18 protein-coding genes are annotated in these 16,068 nt (G+C 57.9%); 11 read left to right on the top strand and 7 right to left on the bottom strand.

What is annotated here, in order from left to right:
- Genes AC0V6W_RS12555 through AC0V6W_RS12540 form a run of 4 tightly spaced genes read right to left on the bottom strand, consistent with a single transcriptional unit; the run spans position 1 to position 2,762 of the window.
- Complete coding sequence (locus AC0V6W_RS12555; protein ID WP_486150466.1) at positions 1-963, bottom strand: motility-associated ABC transporter substrate-binding family protein; 963 nt, start codon at positions 961-963, stop codon at positions 1-3.
- Positions 905-1,330 (bottom strand): hypothetical protein, encoded by a 426-nt coding sequence (locus AC0V6W_RS12550; RefSeq protein WP_486150464.1) that lies wholly within the window; start codon positions 1,328-1,330, stop codon positions 905-907. Before AC0V6W_RS12550 ends, AC0V6W_RS12555 begins: the two co-directional genes overlap by 59 nt.
- A 49-nt stretch (positions 1,331-1,379) precedes the next feature.
- Positions 1,380-2,402 carry a cysteine synthase A gene (locus AC0V6W_RS12545; RefSeq protein ID WP_486150462.1) on the bottom strand — a complete coding sequence of 341 codons (1,023 nt, stop codon included), beginning with the start codon at positions 2,400-2,402 and terminating at the stop codon, positions 1,380-1,382.
- A 42-nt stretch (positions 2,403-2,444) separates the two neighbouring features.
- Positions 2,445-2,762, bottom strand: coding sequence for a 2Fe-2S iron-sulfur cluster-binding protein (locus AC0V6W_RS12540; RefSeq protein ID WP_486150460.1), 318 nt, complete (start codon positions 2,760-2,762; stop codon positions 2,445-2,447).
- A 110-nt stretch (positions 2,763-2,872) separates the two neighbouring features.
- Here AC0V6W_RS12540 and AC0V6W_RS12535 point away from each other — a divergent pair, with 110 nt between their 5' ends.
- The 3 genes from AC0V6W_RS12535 (at position 2,873) to AC0V6W_RS12525 (ending at position 6,634) form a co-directional block, all read left to right on the top strand.
- Positions 2,873-3,490 carry a DNA-3-methyladenine glycosylase family protein gene (locus tag AC0V6W_RS12535; protein WP_486151625.1) on the top strand — a complete coding sequence of 206 codons (618 nt, stop codon included), beginning with the start codon at positions 2,873-2,875 and terminating at the stop codon, positions 3,488-3,490.
- Positions 3,491-3,638: 148 nt separating this feature from the next.
- The gene (locus tag AC0V6W_RS12530) at positions 3,639-5,717 is read left to right on the top strand and encodes a S9 family peptidase (protein WP_486150458.1); all 2,079 of its coding nucleotides are present in this window, start codon (positions 3,639-3,641) and stop codon (positions 5,715-5,717) included.
- A 101-nt stretch (positions 5,718-5,818) separates the two neighbouring features.
- Positions 5,819-6,634 (top strand): SDR family oxidoreductase, encoded by an 816-nt coding sequence (locus AC0V6W_RS12525; protein ID WP_486150456.1) that lies wholly within the window; start codon positions 5,819-5,821, stop codon positions 6,632-6,634.
- 247 nt (positions 6,635-6,881) lie between these two features.
- Here the strand turns inward: AC0V6W_RS12525 and AC0V6W_RS12520 are convergent, their stop codons facing one another.
- Positions 6,882-7,175 (bottom strand): 4a-hydroxytetrahydrobiopterin dehydratase, encoded by a 294-nt coding sequence (locus AC0V6W_RS12520; protein ID WP_486150454.1) that lies wholly within the window; start codon positions 7,173-7,175, stop codon positions 6,882-6,884.
- A gap of 109 nt (positions 7,176-7,284) precedes the next feature.
- Between AC0V6W_RS12520 and ccmA the strand changes: the two genes are divergently transcribed.
- From ccmA to AC0V6W_RS12505, 3 genes are read left to right on the top strand one after another with little or no spacing between them, the layout of a single operon-like run.
- The gene (ccmA, locus tag AC0V6W_RS12515) at positions 7,285-7,866 is read left to right on the top strand and encodes a heme ABC exporter ATP-binding protein CcmA (protein ID WP_486150452.1); all 582 of its coding nucleotides are present in this window, start codon (positions 7,285-7,287) and stop codon (positions 7,864-7,866) included.
- Positions 7,863-8,513 (top strand): heme exporter protein CcmB, encoded by a 651-nt coding sequence (locus AC0V6W_RS12510; RefSeq protein ID WP_486150450.1) that lies wholly within the window; start codon positions 7,863-7,865, stop codon positions 8,511-8,513. Before ccmA ends, AC0V6W_RS12510 begins: the two co-directional genes overlap by 4 nt.
- A 40-nt stretch (positions 8,514-8,553) precedes the next feature.
- A complete protein-coding gene (locus tag AC0V6W_RS12505; RefSeq protein ID WP_486150448.1) occupies positions 8,554-9,177 on the top strand; it encodes a hypothetical protein in 624 nt (207 codons plus the stop codon).
- Positions 9,178-9,181: 4 nt separating this feature from the next.
- Here the strand turns inward: AC0V6W_RS12505 and map are convergent, their stop codons facing one another.
- Positions 9,182-10,006 carry a type I methionyl aminopeptidase gene (gene map, locus AC0V6W_RS12500; RefSeq protein ID WP_486151623.1) on the bottom strand — a complete coding sequence of 275 codons (825 nt, stop codon included), beginning with the start codon at positions 10,004-10,006 and terminating at the stop codon, positions 9,182-9,184.
- 38 nt (positions 10,007-10,044) lie between these two features.
- Positions 10,045-10,845 carry a PdaC/SigV domain-containing protein gene (locus AC0V6W_RS12495; RefSeq protein ID WP_486150446.1) on the bottom strand — a complete coding sequence of 267 codons (801 nt, stop codon included), beginning with the start codon at positions 10,843-10,845 and terminating at the stop codon, positions 10,045-10,047.
- Positions 10,846-10,923: 78 nt separating this feature from the next.
- Between AC0V6W_RS12495 and AC0V6W_RS12490 the strand changes: the two genes are divergently transcribed.
- From AC0V6W_RS12490 to glnA, 5 genes are all read left to right on the top strand, one after another.
- A complete protein-coding gene (locus AC0V6W_RS12490) occupies positions 10,924-12,306 on the top strand; it encodes a leucyl aminopeptidase family protein (protein WP_486150444.1) in 1,383 nt (460 codons plus the stop codon).
- Positions 12,307-12,383: 77 nt separating this feature from the next.
- Positions 12,384-12,752, top strand: a complete 369-nt coding sequence (locus tag AC0V6W_RS12485; RefSeq protein ID WP_486150442.1) for a hypothetical protein — start codon at positions 12,384-12,386, stop codon at positions 12,750-12,752.
- 12 nt (positions 12,753-12,764) lie between these two features.
- Positions 12,765-13,688 carry an N-acetyl-gamma-glutamyl-phosphate reductase gene (argC, locus tag AC0V6W_RS12480; RefSeq protein WP_486150440.1) on the top strand — a complete coding sequence of 308 codons (924 nt, stop codon included), beginning with the start codon at positions 12,765-12,767 and terminating at the stop codon, positions 13,686-13,688.
- Between the two features lie 283 nt (positions 13,689-13,971).
- The gene (locus AC0V6W_RS12475; protein WP_486150438.1) at positions 13,972-14,310 is read left to right on the top strand and encodes a P-II family nitrogen regulator; all 339 of its coding nucleotides are present in this window, start codon (positions 13,972-13,974) and stop codon (positions 14,308-14,310) included.
- 72 nt (positions 14,311-14,382) lie between these two features.
- Positions 14,383-15,792, top strand: coding sequence for a type I glutamate--ammonia ligase (gene glnA, locus AC0V6W_RS12470; protein WP_486150436.1), 1,410 nt, complete (start codon positions 14,383-14,385; stop codon positions 15,790-15,792).
- Positions 15,793-16,068 lie beyond the last annotated feature (276 nt).

The following is a 16,068-nucleotide window of genomic DNA, read 5'->3' as shown; positions in this document are numbered from 1 at the left end:
TCATTGATCGCTCGCAAAAGCATATCGTAGCACTGCCGTCATGGCTTCAAGGTTGTCGCCTGCCAGGTCGCGCTGTTCGAAAACAGCCGCATCGCCAAACAAGGTGACTTGCCCTTCGCCGACTTTGCATTGTGCAAGATATTCCTTGCCAGTCAACGCGCATCTTGCCGCATCAGGATCGGTGATCCGCCATTTCCAGCCTGTATCAATCGGAACAAGCGTGCGCCCCAGAACGATCTGGTCCGCACCCACTCCCCCTGCCTCGCCCTCGCCCGCACCAGCGCCTCCGCTTTCTGGCGGAACATACACCACTTCCAGCCCCCACCGCGTAACAAACGGCGGGATCGCGTACAGCATGCTGTCAATCGGCCTCACCGGATCGCCAAGCGGCGCATCATAATGCCCCGTTAGCAGCGGATCGAGCGCAATCAGAGCATGCCCGCCTGCCCGCACCCAATCATCCAGCGCAACATTGTCAGCAGGGGTCAAAACGCGCGGCTGAATGATGGCAATCCGGTCAAGCGAAGCGAGCGGGTCCGCGATCGGCGATGCATCATCAAGGCCCGGAACCGGTGTCAGCGTATCAAGCGGCACCAGATCATAACAGGAAGACAGCGCGCTAAACTGCCAGGATTGCTCGCTTTGGCCGCTGGCTACATCTTCTATATTTGCGTCAAGCGACCAGAATACGGGCAGGCTTGTGGTCAGACCAAGAGAAGCAGCTTTGCCTGCATTCTCGCATTCAACCGCCTCTGGCATCGCCGCTTGTGCAGCACTTTCGGCGTGATCGTGCGGATGATCGCCGCTTTGTGAACACGCGGTTAGCGCGCCCAGAAAAACGGTTGCCAGAAGCGATTGCGCGTTCAGGTAAGGGGCAAAGCGACTGCTTGCCCGGCGGCTTTGGCTAAGGCGCATCAACCGGGTCAGTGTCAGCAGTATCAGGAACCACGCCATCTTCGGCAAAGATTGGTTCTTTAAGGGCAGGCTCTTCAGCCGATTCCTCGGGATCAGCCGGAATATCGGGCACGATGCCTGCATCGGCCAGCGGATCGACCTGCGCGGGTGCTTCTGTGGGTTCGGTTGTAGGCGCGGCGTCGGGCACGGCGGCTTGCTCTGCCAATTCGGCTTGCGTGCCGATAATGCTGGCCAGCCCAACCAGAAGGATCATGGTGCAAATGCCCAGCAGCCCTGCGCGCAAACGCTGAGCCGCTTCATCGCGGGTGCCGCCAAGGGGCATGGAATGGGGCGCGTCGCCGCTCATGCCAGCGGCCTCTAACTCCGCCTCATTAATGTCAGCTAAAGCGCTGCCAAACAGTCTGCGTCCTGCCATCAGGCGTGCCTAGCGCGCCATAACCGGCTTGTCGATGCCGGGTTAGACGTTAGGCAGGCTCAGCCTGTTCCAGCCAATCAAATACAGGCAGACCTTTCGCCGCCAACCATTCAGCATTGTACAGCGTCGATAGATAGCGAAAGCCGGTGTCACACAAAATGGTCGCAACCTGCGGGTTCTTAGCGCCTTCGCTCACCAATTGCTGCCCCAGCGCAATCGCGCCTGCCACATTGATCCCGCTCGACAGGCCAAGACAAAGCCCCTCTTCGCGCAGAAGCTTTTCCACCCAGATCAGGCCTTCTTCGTCCGAGATGCGAAACTGCGTGTCGATGGGCGCGTCTTCCAGATTGGCAGTGATGCGTCCTTGCCCGATCCCTTCGGCAACTGATGATCCTTCGCTTTTCAGCTCACCATGGGCGTAATAATTATACAGCGCCGCGCCGTGCGGATCGGTCAGAGCGATGCGGATATCGGGGTTCTTTTCTTTCAGCCCCATGCCAACGCCTGCAATCGTGCCGCCTGTGCCAGCCGCACAGGTGAAACCGTCAATCTTGCCGCCCGTTTGCTCCCACAATTCGCGCGCGGTACCTTCGATATGCGCGCGGCGATTGGCGACATTGTCAAACTGCCCAGCCCAAACCGCGCCCGCTGTTTCGTCGGCCATGCGGCGTGAGACATGCTGGAAATGCGCCGGATCAGCGTATTTAGTGGGCGGCACCAATACAAGCTGAGCGCCCAAGGCCCGCAGCGTGTCCATTTTCTCTTTGGATTGATTGTCAGGCATGACGATGATCGTCTTATAGCCAAGCGCATTGGCAACGAGCGCAATGCCAATGCCGGTATTGCCCGCCGTCCCTTCGATCACTGTGCCGCCCGGCTTCAGACCGCCGCGCGCTTCTGCATCGCGGATCATGTAAAGCGCCGCGCGGTCTTTCACAGAAGAGCCGGGATTGGCGTATTCGCACTTGCCCCAAATGTCGCAGCCCGCAGCCTTGCTCGGCCCTTCGAGCCGGACAAGCGGCGTGTTTCCAATCAGGCTGAGCGTATCGCCGTAAGGTTGAGTTATGTTCATGCCGAGAGATTTAGTCGCTGGAACGCGCGCCAGCAAACAAGTTTAATCTTCAGCGGTGATAGTCACTTTCATGCCGGACAGCTCATCGGTCAGCGGAACCTGGCATGACAGGCGCGAGGTTTCGTTGCGATGATCGGAGGATTCCAAGAGGTCATCCTCGTCCTCGCTCATTTCCGGCAGTTTGTCTGCAAAAGCGGGATCGACATAGACATGGCACGTCGCGCAAGAACAGCATCCGCCGCACAAAGCCAGCAGTTCATCAAAGCCATTATCGCGAATGGCCTCCATGACAGTTAGGCCGCTTTCGACCTCGATCTCGCTTGTTTCCCCTTCGCGATTGGTGACGACCAGCTTGGGCATGGGCTTTCAAAGTCCTTTTCGAAACGATTGAGCGCAAGAGTGCGCCCTTGGAATAATGCGCTGCTCAGCTAGGGAGTTCCTTGCAAATTGGCAAGTTAGAGGAATTGAGAGTGGGCCTGACCGCACAAATTATCAAAGCCGAAATGGATGCGCTTGCTGCCCAAGATACCCGCATTGGCGAGGAGTTGGCGCGGATCGGATACCCGGAACCGCGATTGCGGCCACGCGGGTACAAAACCCTGCTGCGCACCATTGTCGGCCAGCAAGTCTCGGTCGCCGCTGCCAGCTCGATGTGGAACAAGTTGGAAGCGGAATTGGGTGCGGATTTCACGCCGTCCTGCTTGCTCAAACGCGATTTCGATACATTGAGAGCCTGCGGGCTTTCCCGCCAGAAACAAGGCTATGCGCGGTCCTTGTGCGAACTGGTCGAAGCGGGCGCACTCGATTTTGACGCGATGCCCGAAGACGATGAAGAGGCCACCCAAACCCTGACCCAGATCAAAGGGATCGGGCGATGGTCGGCGGAGATTTATCTGCTATTTGCAGAAGGGCGCACCGACATCTGGCCCGCTGGCGACCTTGCCGTGCAGGAAGGCGTTAAGCGCCTGCTTGACCTTGAAGAACGCCCCAATGAAAAAGAATGCCGCGCGCACGGCGAACGATGGCGCCCGCACAGGGGCGCAATGGCGATCTTTACCTGGCATTTTTATGCCAACCCTGCCCTGTGAAGCGGCGTAATGCGCCCGACCAACGGCATATCCGCTCGACCAAGCGCGCTTGCGATAAGGGAGCAAACCCGTATCACTGTTTCCATGCACGATGCGGCCATGATGCGGCGCGTGCCATCACATCTTGAATAAAAGGGGCCCCCCGCCAATGTTCAGTCTTTCACACCCTGCGCGCCTGCTTGTCACCGCTGCCACTGCCTGCGCGCTTACCGTGCCAAGCGTCGTTTCAGCCGACAACCACGCGCAATCCGAAACCGGAGCATCAATGACCCAATCCCAAGCCGCCGCCCCCTTGATCCCGCGCGATGCTCTGTTTGGCAATCCCACCAAAGCGCAAGGGCGATTGAGCCCGGATGGCACCATGCTGAGCTGGCTTGCTCCCAAGGACGGCATTCTCAACATCTGGGTTGCGCCGCGCGATAATATGGCCGCTGCCAAAGCGATCACCAGTTCAACAGACCGCCCGATCCGCGATCATTTCTGGGCTCCCGATGGCAAAAGCGTCGGCTACATTCAGGACAAGGGAGGCGATGAAAACTTCCTCCTGTATAAAATCGATATCGCCAGCGGCGAAGAAACCCTGATGACCCCGTTTGAAAACACGCGGGTTCAGATCGTCGGCGCGTCCGAAACGATCAAGGACAAGATCCTGATCGGGGTCAACAATCGCAATCCGCAATTCCATGACATCCACCTGCTCGACATCAACACCGGCGAATTGGAGCTGGTCTACCAAAATGACAGCTATGCCGGGTTTATGGCTGATGACACGCTAACCTTGCGCATGGCGTTTCGCCAGAATGCCGAAGGCGGCACAGATTACTTCAATGTCGCAGATGGAACGGTGGAGGAAACCCCGTTCGAAACCACTGCCATGGAAGATTCGCTGACCACCAGCCCGGCTGGTTACACAACCGATGGATCGGTCCTCTATTGGCTCGACAGCCGGGGTCGCAACACCGCTGCCTTGTTTGCACAGGACACCGCAACCGGCGAAAAAACCATGATTGCCGAAGATGACAAGGCCGATCTGGGCGGCACAATCCGCGATCCCAAAACCGGCTTGGTCGAAGCGTATTCGGTGAATTACCTCAAAAACACCTGGACCGCGATTGACGATGATATCGGCGCAGCTCTGGCATTCCTTGATGGCGAATTGGAAGGCGATTTCGGCATTTCCAGCCGCACGGATGACGATCAGACATGGATCGTGTGGAACGACCCGCTGACCGCGCCATCGCAAACCTTTATCTATGACCGGGCAGCCGGCACGCTCACCCCGTTTTACACCACAAGGCCAGAGCTTGAAGGCGCACCATTGCAGCCTATGCACCCGGAAGAGATTGCCAGCCGCGATGGGCTGACCCTGCCCTCTTACCTGACCCTGCCGCCGGGCAGCGACAGCGACGGTGATGGCCGTCCTGATAAAGCTGTGCCGATGGTTCTGCTGGTTCATGGCGGCCCGTGGGCGCGCGATGATTACGGCTTTTCCAGCGGCGTCCAATGGCTCGCCAATCGCGGATATGGCGTGTTGCAGGTGAACTTCCGCGGCTCAACCGGCTTTGGCAAAGACTTCCTCAATGCCGCGAACAAGCAGTGGGGCCTCAAAATGCATGATGACCTCATTGATGCGACCGATTGGGCAATTGCAGAAGGGATCACGAGCCCTGATCAGGTTGCGATCATGGGCGGTTCTTACGGCGGCTATGCGACGCTTGCCGGGCTTACCTTTACGCCTGAAAAGTTCGCCTGCGGGGTTGATATTGTCGGCCCATCGAACCTTGAAACGCTGCTTGGCACCATTCCGCCTTATTGGGCGCCGCTGGTGAAGATTTTCCATGAACGCATGGGCGATCCGAACACCGAAGAAGGCCTCGCTCTGCTCAAAGCGGCCAGCCCGCTTTACAAGGCGGATGAAATCACCAAGCCGCTGCTTATCCTGCAAGGCGCCAACGATCCGCGCGTCAAGCAATCGGAAAGCGACCAGATCGTGGGCGCAATGAAAGAGGCAGGCGTGCCTGTCACCTATGTGTTGTACCCGGATGAAGGCCACGGTTTTGCCAAGCCGGTGAACAACATCGCCTACACCGCGATCACTGAGAATTTTCTCGCCAGCTGCCTTGGCGGCCGCGCGGAACCCATCGGCGACACGGTAACAGCATCAACGGCCGAAATCCTCGAAGGGGCGCAGCATGTCCAAGGCCTCGAAGAGGCGCTAAGCGAATAGGCTTGCCCCACCTTTTTTGCTGACACTTATGTCAGCGGCTGACAATGTACGCGCGCGGGTCTAAGGATTTGCGCGCGTACATTTTTGGGGAGAGAGATAATATGAGCGCCACCAACCAGCGCCGAGCTATTTTCATCAGCGGCGGAGCATCGGGCATTGGCCGAGCCATCGCGCAGCATTTTGCCGAGCGCGGCTGGTTCGTCGGGATCGGCGATGTGAATGAAGCCGGGATGGAGGACACGCTCGGCCTGATTGAGGGCGGCTTCAAATACATGCACATCCTTGATGTGCGTGACCGGGATGAATGGGACAACGCCTTGCAAGCTTTCAGCGTGGCATCTGGCGGCCGGGTGGACGTGGTTGTCAACAATGCCGGTATCGGCACTGGCGGGCCGATCCACGAATTGGGCAAGGATGAGATTGACCGCTGCGTCGATATCAACATTCGCGGCGTGCTGTATGGCGCGCAGGCGGCCTATGCGCATCTGCTCAAAACCGCGCCGGGATCATGCCTAGTCAATATCGCAAGCGCCGCAGGCATTGTGGGCGGCACGGGTATGAGCGTTTACAGCGCCAGCAAATTTGCAGTGCGCGGCATTGCCGAAAGTCTGGATGCGGAATGGGCGCCCGATGGCATCAAATCCTGCTCCATCTGCCCCAGCTTTATTGAAACGCCTCTTCTCGAAGGGACAGGGCACCGAAAATCCAACGAATCGGTGCGCAGCCGGGTTCAATCTGCCGGATTGGAGATTACTCCAGTGAGCGAAGTCGCCGCAACCGTGTGGGATGCGGTTCACGGCGAAGACCTGCATTATCTGGTCGGCAAGACAGCCCGGAAAATCAACTTTGCCAAAAAATGGATGCCGGGCCGCGTGCGCAAACAGCAGCGCGACAGCGCCAGCCTGCTTGGCCGCTAGGCAGGCAAGCCCGCGCTTTCCTACACTGGCACGCGCAGATTATAAGCGGCGCGGCTCTTTGACATTGTGGCGGTATGGGATGCGGTTTTTTGGTTGAACGATAGGCGTTCAGGGCGGCAAATCCAAAAGGTTACACTTGGGCTCACCCGAAATTCAAAATGCACCCGGTTTTTCAGGTGTTTGCGGCGACGGCCAAATTTTGCAAAAACCCCCGTGAGCGTAACATGTCTCGCCGGTTGTAAGGGGGTTAGACGAGCTTTGCGATGGCTTTCATCATATTGACATCGCGCTGTGACACGCCGCCTGCATCATGGGTGGTGAGAGTGATCTCAACCTTGGCATAGACGTTGAACCATTCGGGGTGATGATCCTGCGCCTCGGCCAACAGCGCAACCCGGCTCATAAAGCCCCAGGCTTGTGAGAAATCATCAAACTGGAATGTGCGGGTAATGGCTTTGCCTTCGCGAGCGTCTTCCCATTCGGGATTGTCAGCCAAAAGGCGCGCCCGTTCCTCAGGCGTGAGTTCGGGTACAGATACCATGGCAGATTGCTCCTGTGAGTGCGTGTGTGCGTGGTTGTGTGCGAGCGGGGATCGCAGCGGTTGTTTGCAGGCCCGCTTTTGCCTAACGCGCATAGCGATGCAAGCGTCTTTGCCACCATCCCTCACCGCGCATGCCCTCGCCTGTCGGCGCGGGGATCGTTTGCTGTTCCGCGCGCTGGCGATGGACCTGCGCGCAGGCGATGTGATCCATGTCACCGGAGCCAATGGCACGGGCAAGACGACATTGATGCGCGCTTTGGCAGGGCTGCTCACCCCTTTTGCAGGCCATGTCGAAAACGAAGGCGCAATCGGGCTGCTGGATGATCGCCCCGCGCTTGAGCCTGAATTGCCCTTGGGCAAAGCGCTCGCCTTTTGGCAAAAGGTGGATGGCTGCCTGGACCCGGCATCTGCGATTGAAACGCTGGGGCTGGAGGCTTTGCTGGAAGTCCCGGTGCAATACCTGTCAACCGGGCAGACCAAGCGGGCAGCCCTTGCCAGCCTGGTCAATCGCGCGGTTCCGATCTGGCTGCTGGACGAACCGCTGAGCGGCCTTGATACAGCCGCGATTGGGCAGGTCACAGCGTTGATTGAAAACCATGCGGCACATGGCGGGATTGCAGTGATCGCCTCGCATCAGGGCCTTGCCATTGGCGCCCTGCGAACCCTCGCGATAGAGGATTTCGCGCCGTGATCGCAGCCTTGCTCAGACGCGACCTTGCCCAATTCCTGCCCTTTGCAGGCAGCGGGGCTGCGCTTCCAGTGGTGTTCTTCCTAGCAGTCGCGATGCTTTACCCCTTTGCGGTCGGGCCAGATGGTGATCTGCTTGCCCAGACAGGCGGCGGGGTTGTGTGGATCGCGGCGCTTCTCGCGGCTATTCTGCCCGTTGAACGATTGGTGCGCGCCGATATAGAACGCGGCGTTTTTGACCAATTGCGCCTGCGCGGCATGGCTGAAGAGACGATGATGGCAGTGCGCCTTTTGGCCCATTGGATGAGCTTTGGCCCGCCATTGGTGCTCGCCGCTTTCCCCGCTTCTGCGCTGCTCGGGCTGGATGGGCCGAACTTGCATCTGGTTCTCATCGGCTTGCTCGCGGGCACTCCGGGGCTCGCGGCCATCGGCCTGATGATCGCGGCCCTGACTGCCAGCCTGCGCGCGGGCGCGGCGTTATCGGGCTTACTGCTGATCCCGCTGGCATTGCCGATCCTGATCTTTGGCGCAGGGGCGCTCGCACGGCAGGATGTCGCAAGCCTGGGTTTTGCAGGCGCGGTCTCGCTTGGCCTGGTTGCTATAACCCCCTTCGCAGCAGGCGCCGCAATCAGAGCCGCGAGAGAAGCCTGACATGCGCGCGCCAGAAAGACATCGCCGGGCCCATATCCTGATGAGCCAGATCGCAGCCACGCTGCTGGTGTTCACGATCACTGCGTTCGCTGTGAAAGCCATCGTCCATCCCGAAGTGCAGGCGCGTTATATCCCTATCGTCATTCTGCACGGGGTACTTATGCTGACATGGCTTGCGCTGCTCGTGATCCAGCCGATGCTGGTTTTGACCAAGCGGATGCGGTGGCACCGCGGGCTTGGCAGCGCGTCAATTGCTCTGGTCGGGGCGATGGCTGCGTCAGGCGCGATTATCGCGGTCAATATTGGCAGGGAGCTGGGCCGGCCCGAAGTCACCGTGGTAAACATCGCTGCCTTTGTGACATTTCTGCCGCTCTATTTCGTCGCGGTGAATTACGCCCGGGCAAAGAAAACCCACCAACACCGCCAAGCCATGCTGATCGCAACTTTGGCCCTCATGACACCCGCTTATGCGCGGGTTGTGCAAGTGCTGGATCTGCCAGACCCTGTCGCGATTGGTGTGCAAATGCCGATCACAATCGCCATTGCATGCGGGTATGACTGGCTGGTCAAAGGCCACATAACGCGCGAAGTTATCGCAATGCTCGCGTTCTCAGTGGCCGTAATCGCCGTGATGGTGGCAGTGCTGGCGATTTGGTTCTTATGAGCCGTCAATAAGGCGGCTTATCGCGTCCCGTCGGGCTTTTGGTGAAGATTTCATTCCCGTCTTCGGTGATCGCCAGCGAATGTTCGAACTGAGCCGATAGCGATTTATCACGGGTGACCGCAGTCCAGCCATCGCTCAAAACTTTGGCCCACGGCTTGCCCAGATTGATCATCGGTTCAATCGTGAAGAACATGCCCGGTTTAAGCTCTGGCCCCGTGCCCGCTTTGGATGCGTGCACCACTTCGGGCGCATCGTGGAACAGGCGGCCCAGACCGTGGCCGCAAAATTCGCGCACCACTCCGTAGCGGAACTGCCTGGCATGCGCTTCAATCGCTGCGCCAATATCGCCCAGCCGCGCGCCGGGCTTGGCCGCTTCGATCCCAAGCATCAGGCATTCATAGGTTACATCAACCAGCCGCTTGGCCTTTATCGAGGGTTCGCCGGCAAAGAACATTCGGCTTGTGTCGCCATGCCAGCCATCCAGCAGGCTAGTCACATCGACATTCAGAATATCGCCTTCTTTCAGGACTTTGTCTGACGGAATACCATGGCAGATCACATGGTTGATCGAAATGCAGCTCGAATGGGTGTAACCGCGATAGCCAAGCGTTGCAGGAACAGCGCCTGCATCCATCATCATTTCACGCACTCGGGTATCGATGCTTTCGGTGGTCACGCCGGGCTGCACCCAGTCGGCGACTTCATCAAGGATGCGCGCGGACAGTTGGCCAGCGCGGCGCATGCCTTCAAAACCTTCTTGCGTGTGCAGTTTGATCGTGCCGTCACGGTAGACGGTGTCGGTGTTTTCTACGAGCTGATATTCTTGCATGCCCACCACATAGCGATGCGTTTGCCAAAATGCGAGAGTTACGGCGCTGCCGCGAACGCTTCACGAAATTCGGGTTTGACTGCGCTCAAAATCGCCTCGGTCACAGGCAAGGTCATCTGATAAGACCCTTCGACATAAGGGCCAGCCACATAGGGCGCGGCTAGAAATTCGATCCGGTCAAGCTTTTCGCCGCCATAAGACGATACAGAAACCACCATTCTGTCAACGCTGGGGCAGTCGGTGAACTTGCTGCCCTGTGCCGGGTCCAGCCCGCGCCGCTTGCTGCGCTGGGTGTGAAGCGCGGCGCAATAATCACCATAGGCAACATTCTCGAGCGCGGTGGGATCGACAAACATTTCAATTGGGCGAAGCGCTGCTTGCTCCTGCTTGTCCCATAACAGCGCATCAAAACTGGAATTGCCATGCGCCCCGCCTGAATAGAAGTAACGCTCTTGCCCAAGAGAGAGAAACCGCTGCGCATCCGCCATTACTTCCCAGTCTTCAGAATAGGACCGCGAAACGCAGGTGACACAGTCAGAGTCTGCAAATTCTTTGACCGCTTCCTCCCATTCGCTTTTTTGCGCCGCCAAAGTTTTCGCGCGCTGTTCGCTCAGCACCGCGATCAAACCGGGAAAGTCTTCTGCCTCACGTGGCCACTGCGATACAAATTCGCGCCGGGCTTCGCCTGAGGTTTCAACGTCAGAAAATTCAAAATCGCTGATATTGCCGGCGCCGTGCGGGGGCATCTGTTCAACCGAGGCGGGATCAGCCAAGGCCGCGCCCGCGCCCATCAAACCCAAACCAAGGCATAGTCCACCCAATAATCCTGCGCGTTTCATCCAAAGCCTTTCACATTTCCAAGTGGCGCGATCAAATTGCCGCGTGACAAGCGGTAAACCTGCACTAATTACCACAATATGACCGATACAGCCGATCTGATCCAACCCGATCGCGGACAAGACGCGACGTCCATCACTCTGACCTGTAAAGATGATTGTGAGGCTCTCCTCAAATCACTGCCTGCGGGCCAGAGAGCTCAGCTTACCGCGCAAAAGTTTGATGGATCACCTGGTCAGGTCGCCTTTGTGGGCGATGGGGACGGTTTTTTTGCCGTCGGCGGCGTGGCAAAACCCGATGATCTCTCACCATTCTGCCTCGCCGCTTTGGCCGATCGCCTGCCCGAAGGCACTTACCGGCTTAAAGAGGTCGATCCCGGCGCAGCGATGTTCGGCTGGATCACAGCGCATTATCGTTTCACCCGGTACCGTGAAGAGGACAACCCCACAGGAAACCGCGTGCTTTTAACAAGCCAGGTTGGCCAGATCGATGCGATCCGGGCCGAGGCTGATGCGGAAATGCTGGTCCGTGATCTCGTCAACACCCCTGCCGAAGATATGGGACCAGCCGCGTTGGAGGCGGAATGCGAAAAGCTGGCAAGTGCGCATGGCGCTGAACTGAAAACCACCAAAGGCGATGCGTTGGAGCAGGGTTTCCCTATGGTGCACGCAGTGGGCAGGGCCGCTGCCCGCCATCACGCGCCGCGCCTGTTGCACCTTAGCTGGGGTTCCACAAAGGATCCCGTGCTGGCGATTGTCGGCAAAGGGGTGTGCTTTGATTCCGGCGGGCTCGATATCAAGCCTGCGGCCGGAATGCGTCTGATGAAAAAGGATATGGGCGGCGCTGCCCATGCGATTGCGCTGGCCGGATTGATTATGGGCGCGGGGCTAAAAGTGCGGCTCCACCTGTTGGTGCCAGCGGTCGAAAACGCCATTTCAGGGCCCGCATTTCGCCCCGGTGACGTGCTGGACAGCCGCAAGGGGCTGTCGGTGGAAATCCACAACACCGATGCGGAAGGGCGGTTGATCCTGGGCGATGCTCTGACCCGTGCGAGCGAGGAAAACCCCGATCTGGTGATCGACTTTGCGACTTTGACAGGCGCCGCACGGGTCGCCCTGGGGCCCGATTACGCGGCGATGATGGCGCGCCGCGATGACACTGCGAATGCTCTGACAGAAGCAGGCAAAGCGCATGGGGATGAACCCTGGCGGCTGCCCCTACCCGATGCTTATCGCGAATATCTGCGGTCCGACATCGCTGATATCGTCAATGCGCACTCAAACCCTTATGCAGGCGCTAGCGTTGCAGGACTGTTCCTCGACAGATTTGTGTCCGAAGGCACCGATTGGGTGCATTTTGACACCTTTGCCTGGCGCCCCTTTGCCAAGCCTGGCCGCTCCAAAGGCGGCACTGCATATGGCCTGCGGGCAAGCTGGCATATGCTGCAAGCACGCTATGGCTGAAATGGCCGTGCTCTTGCTCGCCAGCGCACCTGCCGCTAAGCGCGGTCATGTGCGGGGGCATAAGGAATTGACGAGCAATGGGCAGCGCACGCAGCCAGATGCCAAAATACGAAGTGCCAAATGGGGTGATTGGTCTGAATGGGCCGGTTGAAAAACCTGCGCCGGGCACCCTGCCCCTGCGCGGCGACCTTGCTCATATGGCTCTGGCCGGCGAACATCTTGCTGCGCATTATGTGATCCCAGACAGCCGAATGATTGGCGAAAATGGCGCAGAATTGCTTCTTCTGCCCAGTGTGGACGCGCAGATTGTTGCTAAAGCCCAGCCGGATAGCACGATCGAGTTGCTCGACACCGAAGGCGACTGGATATGGGCCTGCATGGGGCCAAAGGGGCCGAGCGGATATTGCTTGAAAGCAGCGCTTGCCCCCCGTTCTGACGCAAGCTAGCGCGCAGATTTTATGGCAACACGCATTTTCATAGATGGCGCAGCGGGCACAACCGGCCTCGAAATACGCGAACGTCTGGCAGAGCGCAGCGAATTTGAGCTGCTGGTGCTTGACGATGCACAGCGCAAGGATTTGGCCGCAAGAAAAGACGCGCTGCATTCGGCCGACATCGCGGTCCTGTGCCTGCCCGATGACGCCGCGCGCGAGGCCGTAAGGCTGGCGGACGGGTCAGGCACGAGGATTATCGATGCATCATCCGCGCACCGGGTGGCAGATGGCTGGACCTATGGTTTTCCTGAGCTGACTGGCCGCGACAAGATCGCGAATGCCTCGCTCGTCTCCAATCCCGGATGCTATCCCACGGGCTTTCTCGCTCTTGTTGCGCCCTTGGTTCGCAGCGGCCTGCTGCCTGCCGATTGGCCCTACACCGTCAACGCGGTTAGCGGGTATTCGGGCGGCGGGAATGCGCTGATTGACCGGTTCGCAAACGAGCCTGACATCGCCTTCCGCTCATACGGCCTCAATCTTGCGCACAAACATCGCCCCGAAATGAAACTGCACGCTGGACTGAGGCACGAAGTGCTGTTTGCCCCAGCCGTGGTGCCCGCATTTCGCGGTATGTTGGTCGAAGTGCCGCTGCATTTGGGCGCGATGGCAACCAATGCATCTGCTGATGATCTTAAGGAGACTTTGCAGCAGCACTATGCTGGCTCACAAATGATCAATGTCAGCGATAAAGTGCCGTCCGAATTGCTCCTCAATGAAAATGCGCAAGGCTCAGATGGCATGACGCTGTTCGTTTGCGGCAACGAAGGCGGCTGGAATGTTCGCCTGATCGCGAAGCTCGACAATCTTGGCAAAGGCGCATCGGGCGCGGCAATCCAGAACCTCAACATTATGTGCGGCCTCCCCGAAACCACCGGATTGCGGCTCTGACCGGCTTGTCCGCAGAGCCCCTCTTGCACAATTTTTGAGCACACATCGCCTGCTTGATGAGCAGTGTTGCTTAACGCGTCACAATGTTGCTATTTCGCAGGCTGCATCAAGCGATTCCTTGCGCGAATTTGGGCAAGGAACAGGGGGTGCAAGGACCGGATCTTATGAAACGGCACAATTGGCCGGTTTGGCATGATTCTTGGTTAAGAGAGCGTGACAAACCGACCGGTCAAACACCGGCAAGCCTGCTGTCCCACAAGCAGGCCAACAGGCGGGGATCCAAGTGAAGAAGATCGAAGCGATCATCAAACCCTTCAAACTCGACGAGGTGAAGGAAGCGCTGCACGAAATCGGCGTGTCCGGCATCACCGTCACCGAAGCGCGCGGGTTTGGACGACAAAAGGGCCACACCGAGCTTTACCGCGGGGCCGAATATGTTGTCGATTTCCTTCCCAAAGTGAAACTCGAAGTGGTTGTCGAAGACGACCAGGCTGAACGCGTCATCGAAGCGGTTGCAGGCGCTGCGCAAACGGGCCGCATTGGCGATGGCAAAATCTTTGTCACCCCGATTGAAACCGCATTGCGCATTCGCACAGGCGAAACCGGTGAGGACGCAATTTAGATTACCAATATCCCGCCTATCCTTCGGGCCGGGCAAACCTCTCAAACCATCTACCAGCTGGAGAATACAATAATGGCTAGCGCAAAAGACGTTGTGAAACAGATCAAAGACGAAGAAATTGAATGGGTTGATCTACGTTTCACCGACCCTAAAGGCAAATGGCAGCACCTCACCATGGCTGCCAGCGCCATGGACGAAGATGCGCTGGAAGATGGCCTGATGTTTGACGGTTCCTCCATCGAAGGGTGGAAAGCTATCAATGAATCCGACATGATCCTGAAACCGGATCTGGATGCGGTTTATCCTGATCCTTTCTCGGCAACGCCGATGATCTCGATTTTCTGCGATATCGTCGAACCATCCGACGGTCAGCTTTACGCCCGCGATCCTCGCTCAACCGCGAAACGCGCTGAGGCATTCCTTAAATCCACTGGCATTGGCGACACTGTCTTTGTCGGGCCAGAGCCTGAATTTTTCATGTTCGATGATGTCCGCTTCGAAGACGGCTATGCCGGCAGCGGCTTTGCGATTGACGATGTGGAATTGCCCACCAACACCGGCAAAGAATACGAAATGGGTAATATGGGCCACCGCCCGCGTGCAACAGGCGGCTATTTCCCCGTCGCGCCCGTTGACAGCGCCACCGATATTCGCGGCGAAATGGTTGCGACCATGATGGAAATGGGCCTCGATATGGACAAGCACCACCACGAAGTGGCCGCTGCCCAGCATGAACTTGGCATTACCTTCTCCACCCTGACCAAAACGGCTGACCAGGTGCAGGTCTACAAATATGTCGTCCAGCAGGTTGCCCACGCTTACGGCAAAACGGCGACTTTCATGCCAAAGCCGATCAAGGACGATAACGGATCGGGCATGCACACCCATATGTCGATCTGGAAAGATGGCAATCCGACTTTCGCTGGCGATGAATATGCCGGACTTTCGGAAACATGCCTGCATTACATTGGCGGCGTCATTAAACACGCCAAAGCGCTGAATGCCTTCACCAACCCGACAACCAACAGCTATAAGCGGTTGGTCCCAGGCTTTGAAGCGCCCGTGCTGCTCGCTTATTCGGCGCGCAACCGGTCGGCATCGTGCCGCATTCCCTATGGCGCAGGTGATAAGGCAAAACGAGTCGAGTTTCGCTTCCCCGATGCGCTTGCCAACCCCTATCTGTCCTTTGCTGCATTGCTGATGGCAGGCATCGACGGGATCGAGAACAAAATCCACCCCGGCGAGGCAATGGACAAGAACCTGTACGATCTGCCGCCGGCTGAGCTTTCGCAAGTGCCCACCGTATGCGGATCGCTGCGCGAGGCTCTTGAAGCGTTGGAGCAGGATCACGAATTTTTGCTGAAAGGCGATGTGTTCTCAATGGATCAGATCGAAGCCTATGCAGAGCTCAAGTGGGAGCAGGTGATGCGGATGGAAACAACGCCGTGCCCGGTTGAGTTCGATATGTATTACAGCGCGTAATTCTTGGCGCATCAGGGGGCGAGGCCTTCTTTTGCGACAATGAATTCCCAAACTGAGACACAAACAGGCCGTTCGGTATAATCCGGGCGGCCTTTTTGTTGCGCAATTGACACGCAATTTGCCTGTGTCTTCGCTGCAACAAGTGAAACCATTTTCCTACACTGCAAGAATCTGCCTAATAGGTCGGCCTCACCTGCTTTGTTGTGTCTGTGACAGGCCCTATGAACCCGGCTTAATCCAAACGGCACCACAAAGCCTGACCTCATGAGGCAGTCT

Source organism: Erythrobacter sp. JB1-7 (genome assembly GCF_057365015.1).
Note: the sequence above shows the minus strand (reverse complement) of the source record. Positions and strands in the feature narration are given on the sequence as shown.

Bases quoted from the DNA above. Each gene is read 5' to 3' on its own strand.
- AC0V6W_RS12550 (WP_486150464.1), bottom strand. From the start codon at position 1,330: ATGGCAGGACGCAGACTGTTTGGCAGCGCTTTAGCTGACATTAATGAG.
- AC0V6W_RS12545 (WP_486150462.1), bottom strand. From the start codon at position 2,402: ATGAACATAACTCAACCTTACGGCGATACGCTCAGCCTGATTGGAAAC.
- AC0V6W_RS12540 (WP_486150460.1), bottom strand. From the start codon at position 2,762: ATGCCCAAGCTGGTCGTCACCAATCGCGAAGGGGAAACAAGCGAGATC.
- AC0V6W_RS12530 (WP_486150458.1), top strand. From the start codon at position 3,639: ATGTTCAGTCTTTCACACCCTGCGCGCCTGCTTGTCACCGCTGCCACT.
- AC0V6W_RS12525 (WP_486150456.1), top strand. From the start codon at position 5,819: ATGAGCGCCACCAACCAGCGCCGAGCTATTTTCATCAGCGGCGGAGCA.
- AC0V6W_RS12520 (WP_486150454.1), bottom strand. From the start codon at position 7,175: ATGGTATCTGTACCCGAACTCACGCCTGAGGAACGGGCGCGCCTTTTG.
- AC0V6W_RS12505 (WP_486150448.1), top strand. From the start codon at position 8,554: ATGAGCCAGATCGCAGCCACGCTGCTGGTGTTCACGATCACTGCGTTC.
- map (WP_486151623.1), bottom strand. From the start codon at position 10,006: ATGCAAGAATATCAGCTCGTAGAAAACACCGACACCGTCTACCGTGAC.
- AC0V6W_RS12495 (WP_486150446.1), bottom strand. From the start codon at position 10,845: ATGAAACGCGCAGGATTATTGGGTGGACTATGCCTTGGTTTGGGTTTG.
- AC0V6W_RS12490 (WP_486150444.1), top strand. From the start codon at position 10,924: ATGACCGATACAGCCGATCTGATCCAACCCGATCGCGGACAAGACGCG.
- AC0V6W_RS12485 (WP_486150442.1), top strand. From the start codon at position 12,384: ATGGGCAGCGCACGCAGCCAGATGCCAAAATACGAAGTGCCAAATGGG.
- argC (WP_486150440.1), top strand. From the start codon at position 12,765: ATGGCAACACGCATTTTCATAGATGGCGCAGCGGGCACAACCGGCCTC.
- glnA (WP_486150436.1), top strand. From the start codon at position 14,383: ATGGCTAGCGCAAAAGACGTTGTGAAACAGATCAAAGACGAAGAAATT.